The 6778-nt window shown below is 36.6% G+C and carries 6 protein-coding genes; all 6 read left to right on the top strand.

The features are described from left to right. The first annotated feature begins 340 nt into the window (after window positions 1-340). Entirely contained in the window at window positions 341-1879 is a 1539-nt protein-coding gene (gntK, locus tag KI356_RS02485; protein WP_212934709.1) for a gluconokinase, read from the top strand. 14 nt (window positions 1880-1893) lie between these two features. Continuing rightward, complete coding sequence (locus KI356_RS02480) at window positions 1894-3243, top strand: GntP family permease (protein WP_002165883.1); 1350 nt, start codon at window positions 1894-1896, stop codon at window positions 3241-3243. An 18-nt stretch (window positions 3244-3261) separates the two neighbouring features. Continuing rightward, a complete protein-coding gene (gene gnd / locus KI356_RS02475; protein ID WP_212934708.1) occupies window positions 3262-4158 on the top strand; it encodes a phosphogluconate dehydrogenase (NAD(+)-dependent, decarboxylating) in 897 nt (298 codons plus the stop codon). A 145-nt stretch (window positions 4159-4303) separates the two neighbouring features. Then, window positions 4304-4840, top strand: a complete 537-nt coding sequence (locus KI356_RS02470; protein ID WP_128279925.1) for an NADPH-dependent FMN reductase — start codon at window positions 4304-4306, stop codon at window positions 4838-4840. Window position 4841: 1 nt separating this feature from the next. After that, entirely contained in the window at window positions 4842-6071 is a 1230-nt protein-coding gene (locus tag KI356_RS02465) for an MFS transporter (RefSeq protein ID WP_212934707.1), read from the top strand. A gap of 63 nt (window positions 6072-6134) precedes the next feature. Then, on the top strand, window positions 6135-6692 hold the full coding sequence (locus tag KI356_RS02460; protein WP_212934706.1) for a YdcF family protein: 558 nt from the start codon (window positions 6135-6137) through the stop codon (window positions 6690-6692). The last annotated feature ends 86 nt before the right edge of the window (window positions 6693-6778 follow it).

Raw genomic sequence — 6778 nt, 5'->3', positions numbered from 1 at the left:
AAAATACGCTATTCTTTCTGTAAAATCACAGGAAAGGATGGCGTTTTTGTATGTCTATTTCTGTATCTAATGAATTACAATTATTTGCTTGAGAAATTCAAAGCTTTTTATTTCCAAATATCTTACGAGAGATGTTGGTTTCGTACAACGAACCAGCAAATACTAAACAAAAGATTTAGTCGCTCTATGTGTATGGATAAGTGAAATAAAATAGGGGGGATATTTTTGTTTGAAAAAAATTTTCTTTTCATAACTTGATTTATGAAAAAATATTTTATATACTAATTCATGTAAACGGTTTACTAGATTACATTTTGCTAGAAACGAAGGGAAGATTCGCATGGAAACAAGGGGGAGAGTAATCGGGATTGATATCGGTACCACTAGTACGAAGACGGTTGTATTCACTGAAAAGGGAAAAGTCGTTGCTTCACATGCAATTGATTATCCAATCATTCAACCGAACGTCGGATGGGCGGAGCAAGATCCTGATGTAATATGTGCTGCTGTATACAAAACTGTAAGCGTTGCCATCGAGAAGGGTAATGTGTTACCGGAAGATATTTCTTCTATCGGAATTAGTACAGCAATGCATGCCTTAATTGCAGTAGATGAAAACGGTGCGCCGTTAACGCGCTCTATCATTTGGGCAGATAATCGAAGCACAAAACAATCAGAAAAACTCTTACAACAAATGAATGGTCATGACATTTATAGAAGAACTGGTACACCTATTCATCCGATGTCACCACTTTCTAAATTACTGTGGATGAAAGAAGAAGAATCGGATTTATTCAGAACTGCTCATAAATTTATTTCTATTAAGGAATATGTCATTTATCAATTGTTCTCACGCTATGTAGTTGATTATTCTATCGCATCTGCTACTGGGTTATTTAATTTAGAAACATTAAACTGGGATGAAGATGTTTTAACTATGTTAAATATGTCACCAGAACAATTATCAGTACCTGTACCAACTACATATATTTTATCGGGAATGAAGCCGGAATTAGCACAAAAGATGGGGATTAGTGAGGATACTCCAGTTGTTATTGGTGCAAGTGATGGTGTTCTTGCAAATGTAGGTGTCGGTGCTATAACACCTGGTTCAGCTGCAATTACGATTGGAACAAGTGGAGCAGTTCGAACAATTTCATCAAGTGTTAATACAGATGAAAAAGGAAGAACTTTTTGTTACGCATTAACAGATGAGCACTGGGTAATCGGTGGACCGACGAATAATGGCGGGATTTTATTAAGATGGCTACGTGATGAATTCGGTAGTCCAGAGCAAGAAGTTGCAAGGAAGCTTGGGATTGATCCTTATGATTTATTAATTAAGTATGCAGAAAGTGTACCAGCTGGAGCAGAGGGATTGCTATTTTTACCGTTTCTATCTGGAGAACGTGCACCCTACTGGAATGCAAATGCTCGTGGTACATTTTTTGGAATTAACCTTCAGCATAAACGTGAACATTTCATACGTGCTGTCATGGAAGGAGTTTGTATGAGTGTGTATTCAGTTGCACTTGCCATTCGTGATTGTACGGGTCCACTTACTGAAATACGTGTTTCAGGAGGCTTCGCAAAATCTGCATTTTGGAGACAAATGTTATCTGACATGATGGGGAAAGAATTGCTTGTTCCAGAAAGTCATGAAGCATCTGCGCTTGGGGCAGCGGCACTTGCTTTGTATGCAATTGGGAAAATTGATTCTCTTGAAGAGGTGAAGGGTTGGATTGATATTGTCCATCACCACGTACCGAATAAAGAAAATACGGCTATTTATTTAGAAATGTTTTATATGTATGAACGACTTTACAATCGTTTGAAAGAAGAGTTTGATTGTATAGCTGCTTTCCAACGTAAACAATAGGGGGATTGGGAGAAATGGTAGTTGGAATCGTACTAGCGGCTGTTGTCATATTACTTTTACTAATTACGGTAGTAAAATGGCATCCATTTGTCGCGTTAATTTTAACAGCAATCGGTGTAGGGCTAGCAATGGGGATGCCCTTAATTGGAACTTCACCACAACATCCAGGGATTATCGATTCTATTAAATTAGGTCTTGGTAATACGTTAGGATTTTTGGCGATTGTTTTAGCTTTAGGGACAATGCTTGGAAAAATGATGGCTGAGTCTGGCGGTGCTGAACGAATTGCTAACACATTAATTGGACGTTTTGGGAAAAAGCGTGTTCACTGGGCAATGATGTTCGTTGCATTTATAGTAGGGATTCCGGTATTTTTCCAAGTTGGATTTGTACTATTAATTCCGTTAGTATTTACAATTGCGTTAGAAACAGGGGTATCACTTATTACAATCGGTATTCCGCTAGTAGCAGGTCTTTCGGTTGTACACGGACTTGTTCCACCGCATCCAGCAGCTATGGCAGCGGTAGGTATATTTAAAGCAGATGTAGGGAAGACAATTTTATATGCATTAATTGTCGGACTTCCAACTGCAATAATTGCAGGTCCGCTTTACGGGAAATGGATCGGTGCTCGTATACATAAAGAAGTACCATTAGATATAGCGGAGCAATTTATTGAAAGAGATAAGAAGAAGGAACTTCCTAGCTTCGGAAATACATTGTTTACTATTTTACTTCCAGTATTTCTTATGCTAGGTGCATCGATAGCGGAAGTAGCATTAAATAAAACAAGCCAACTTGCACAAGTATTACACTTTATTGGAGATCCAATAGTCGCATTATTAATTGCAACGATATATTCTTTCTTTAGTCTTGGCTATGCAAAAGGTTTTTCTAAAGACAAAGTCTTACAAGTCACAAATGATTGTTTAGGCCCAATTGCAAACATACTGTTAGTTATCGGTGCAGGTGGTGCCTTTAATAAAGTGTTATTAGATTCTGGGATCGGAACTACAATTGCGGAGATGGCGAAAGAATCACATATTTCACCAATATTATTAGGGTGGGGAATTGCTGCACTTATTCGCATCGCGACTGGATCTGCTACTGTTTCCATGATGACAGCAGCAGGAATAGTAGCACCGATTGCGGCAAGTACACCAGGAGTAAATGTAGAGTTACTGGCACTTGCAACAGGCGCAGGGTCATTAATTTTATCCCACGTGAATGATTCAGGATTTTGGATGATTAAAGAGTATTTTGGAATGACTGTGAAAGAAACATTATTAACATGGACTGCAATGGAGACAATACTATCTGTTGTAGCACTTGGACTAATTTCGTTATTAAATATATTTGTATAGAATGGGAGATTGATTAATATGAAACTAGGTTTAATTGGATTAGGAAAAATGGGATTCCCATTAGCTGAACACTTACATGAAGACAAGCATGAAGTAGTTGTATACGATGTAAATAAAGAGCTTGTTGAAAAGGCAGGAAAACTAGGGATTACTGCACGTCATACATTAAAAGAAATGATCGCTGAACTAGAAGCACCTCGTACAATTTGGGTAATGGTACCTGCAGGAGAAGTTGTTGAGTCAGTACTAAAAGATGCATATCCATTATTAGAGGAAGGCGATATCGTTATTGAAGGTGGAAATTCATTCTATAAAGATACGTTACGTCGTGCTGAAGAAGCGAAAAGCTTTGGCTTACATTACGTAGATATCGGTACATCAGGCGGTGTAGAAGGAGCTAGATACGGTGCGTGCTTAATGGTTGGTGGAGAAAAAGAAATCTATGATCAATTAGAACCGTTATTTAAAGACTTAGCAGTAGAAAACGGTTATTCTTATGCAGGCCGCGTTGGAAGTGGTCATTTCTTAAAAATGGTTCATAATGGTATTGAATATGGAATGATGCAAGCAATCGCTGAAGGATTTGAAGTGTTAGATAAAAGTGATTTTGATTTCAATTATGAAGATGTTGCAAAAGTATGGGCAAATGGATCGGTTATCCGTGGTTGGTTAATGGACTTAACTGAAAAGGCATTTGCAGATGATCCGAAACTTGATGGTATTAAAGGGGTAATGAACTCTTCAGGAGAAGGGAAATGGACTGTTGAAACTGCGCTTGAACTACAAGCAGCGGCACCAGTTATCGCAATGTCATTATTTATGCGCTACCGTTCTCAAGAAGATGATACATTCCATGGGAAAGTTGTCTCAGCTCTTCGTAATCAATTCGGTGGACATGAGGTTGTGAAAAATTAGTTTTGTGAAACTCATACGAAAGTATGAGTTCTTTTTTTATTTCTCATACTATTTTATGAAAGCTTTTACCTCTTTTTACTGTATTTTGTATAGAAATTTCTGATAATATAAAGATAGAATTTTAAAACAAAGGGGAGAAATGGTTATGAAGCTAGTCGTAATTAATGGTACACCAAGAAAATTTGGAAGAACTCGCGTTGTGGCAAAATATATTGCAGAGCAATTTGAAGGGGAGTTATACGATTTAGCAGTAGCGGAATTGCCTTTATATAATGGAGAAGAATCACAACGTGAATTAGAGGCAGTAAAAAAATTAAAAGCTTTAGTGAAAGCTGCAGACGGTGTAGTACTATGTACACCAGAATATCATAATGCGATGAGCGGAGCGCTGAAAAATTCGTTAGATTACTTAAGTAGCAGTGAATTCATCCATAAACCTGTCGCATTGCTAGCAGTTGCTGGAGGCGGTAAAGGAGGAATAAATGCATTAAATAGTATGCGCATTGTCGCTAGAGGCGTTTACGCAAATGCAATCCCAAAACAAGTCGTGCTTGATGGATTACATGTGCAAGACGGTGAACTAGGAGAAGATGCAAAACCATTAATTCATGATTTAGTTAAAGAATTAAAAGCATATATGAGCGTACATAAAGAGGTGAAAAAACAATTAGGAGTTGAGTGATATGTCCTCTCTTTATCATGATTCTCGTTTGTATTACATTCTAGGAGCCAATAGTTTATCTGCTATTGGTTCTGGGATTGTTATGATTACGATTCCATGGCTATTGATTAGGGAAAGTGGAGGAGAGACGACATTTGGTTATGTTTCTATCGTTGCAACTCTCATAATGTTTTTATTAACGCCATTTATTGGGCAAAGTATAGATCGTTTTTCAAGAAAATATTTATTGTTATGTAACGAAGGTATCGGTATAGCGATTATAGGAATGATGGCTATTTGGGGATTTGCTGGGCAATCATATAATTCTATTCATTACATTATTATTTATATAGCGGGTTCTTTCTATTATTTATTATTCTATCCTACAATTTTTGCATTCAACCAAGAAATATTTCAATCTGAGCATTATAAAAGTTTAAGCGGCACGATGGAAATACAAGGACAATTAACGCAAGTTATTTCAGGGGCAGCTGCTAGCTTTTTAATTGAGATCATTTCTTTGAAATGGATCTTGTTAGTAGATATGTTAACTTTTGCAGGAGCATTTTTTCTTTTCTTATGTATACCGTATGTAAAGAAAAAAGAAGTAAAACGGAAAGTAACATTTAAGAAGCAATTGTTCGAAGGTATTCATTTTATGAAAAAACGTCCTAAGTTCTTTTGGTTTTTACTTGCCACTTATATGCCGTTTATCGGTGTTATGATGGCAAATTATTTAATCCCAGTTTATATTTCAGATATACTCAAAGCTAGTGCCTCTGTATACGCGATAGAAGGTATGATGTATGGTGTAGGGGCTGTTATTGCGGGAATAAGTATTCCAATCATGATGAAATATGTCAAAATAGAAGCTTCAATCGTTATGACGATGTGTATTTATGTAATTTCAATTACCGCAATGATTATTGAGCCTTCCATTATGTTATTATATGGACTTGCGATTTTTCATGCGATTGGAAATGCTGGAACGAGAGTGGCGAGAAATGTACTGATGATGGAAGAAATCCCAAATGAATTAATGGGACGTGTGGACAGCTTATTTCGACTAATTGGTACAGGAATTCGAATTGTATTATTAATGTTGTTTACGGCAGGCGTATCTAAAGCCGGGGTAATGATCCCGTTTTACGTACTAAGCTTTATATTGATCCTATCATTAGGGATTGCTTTTTATTATGTAATTTCAAAACGTAAAATGGAAGCCAATGTTTCTAATAAATCAATTGTTTAAAAAATACTTCTGCCTCCTTTTCTTTTTCTATATAATAAAAAGAAAGGGAGTGTTAACTTATTTATGAACAAATGGATATTGCTTATAATCTTATTTCTACCTCTACTATACATCATTTATATGACGTTTCGAATGAATAAAGTTGCTCGTGAAAAATTGAGTAATCACTCTCCATACGTTCTTATATTAGGTGCAAAGTTATTTGGAGATAGACCGTCTTTATCTCTTCAAAATCGTTTGGATGTAGCGTTGGAATATTTACACGCTCACCCTGAGGTGAAAGTAATTGTTTCAGGTGGTCAAGGGGAAGATGAAGATATACCGGAAGCTCATAGTATGAGAAACTATTTAATGGTACACGGTATAGATGAGAGTCGTATTTTAATTGAAGACCGCTCTACAAATACGTATGAAAATTTAAAGTTTAGTATGGATTTATATGATGTAAAGCATGCGGTAGTTGTAAGTAATACGTATCATTTATATCGAACGAAAATAATTGCAAAGCGTTTAGGGATAAAGATGGAAGCTTTGGCTGCTGAAACACCGAGTCGTTCTAAGAAAAAAGCGTATGTGCGTGAATATGCTGCTATTATGAAAACAATATTGTTCGACCGTTAGAGCTCAAATTTGAGCTCTTTTTTTATCATGCTATTTGCGGGCAGTAAGACCCCCACTTCAAAATTTGGCACATGCGAGGAAGTTAG

It is taken from the genome of Bacillus hominis, assembly GCF_018332515.1.
Taxonomy (GTDB): Bacteria; Bacillota; Bacilli; order Bacillales; family Bacillaceae_G; genus Bacillus_A; species Bacillus_A hominis.
This window is presented reverse-complemented; position numbering and strand designations above follow the sequence as displayed.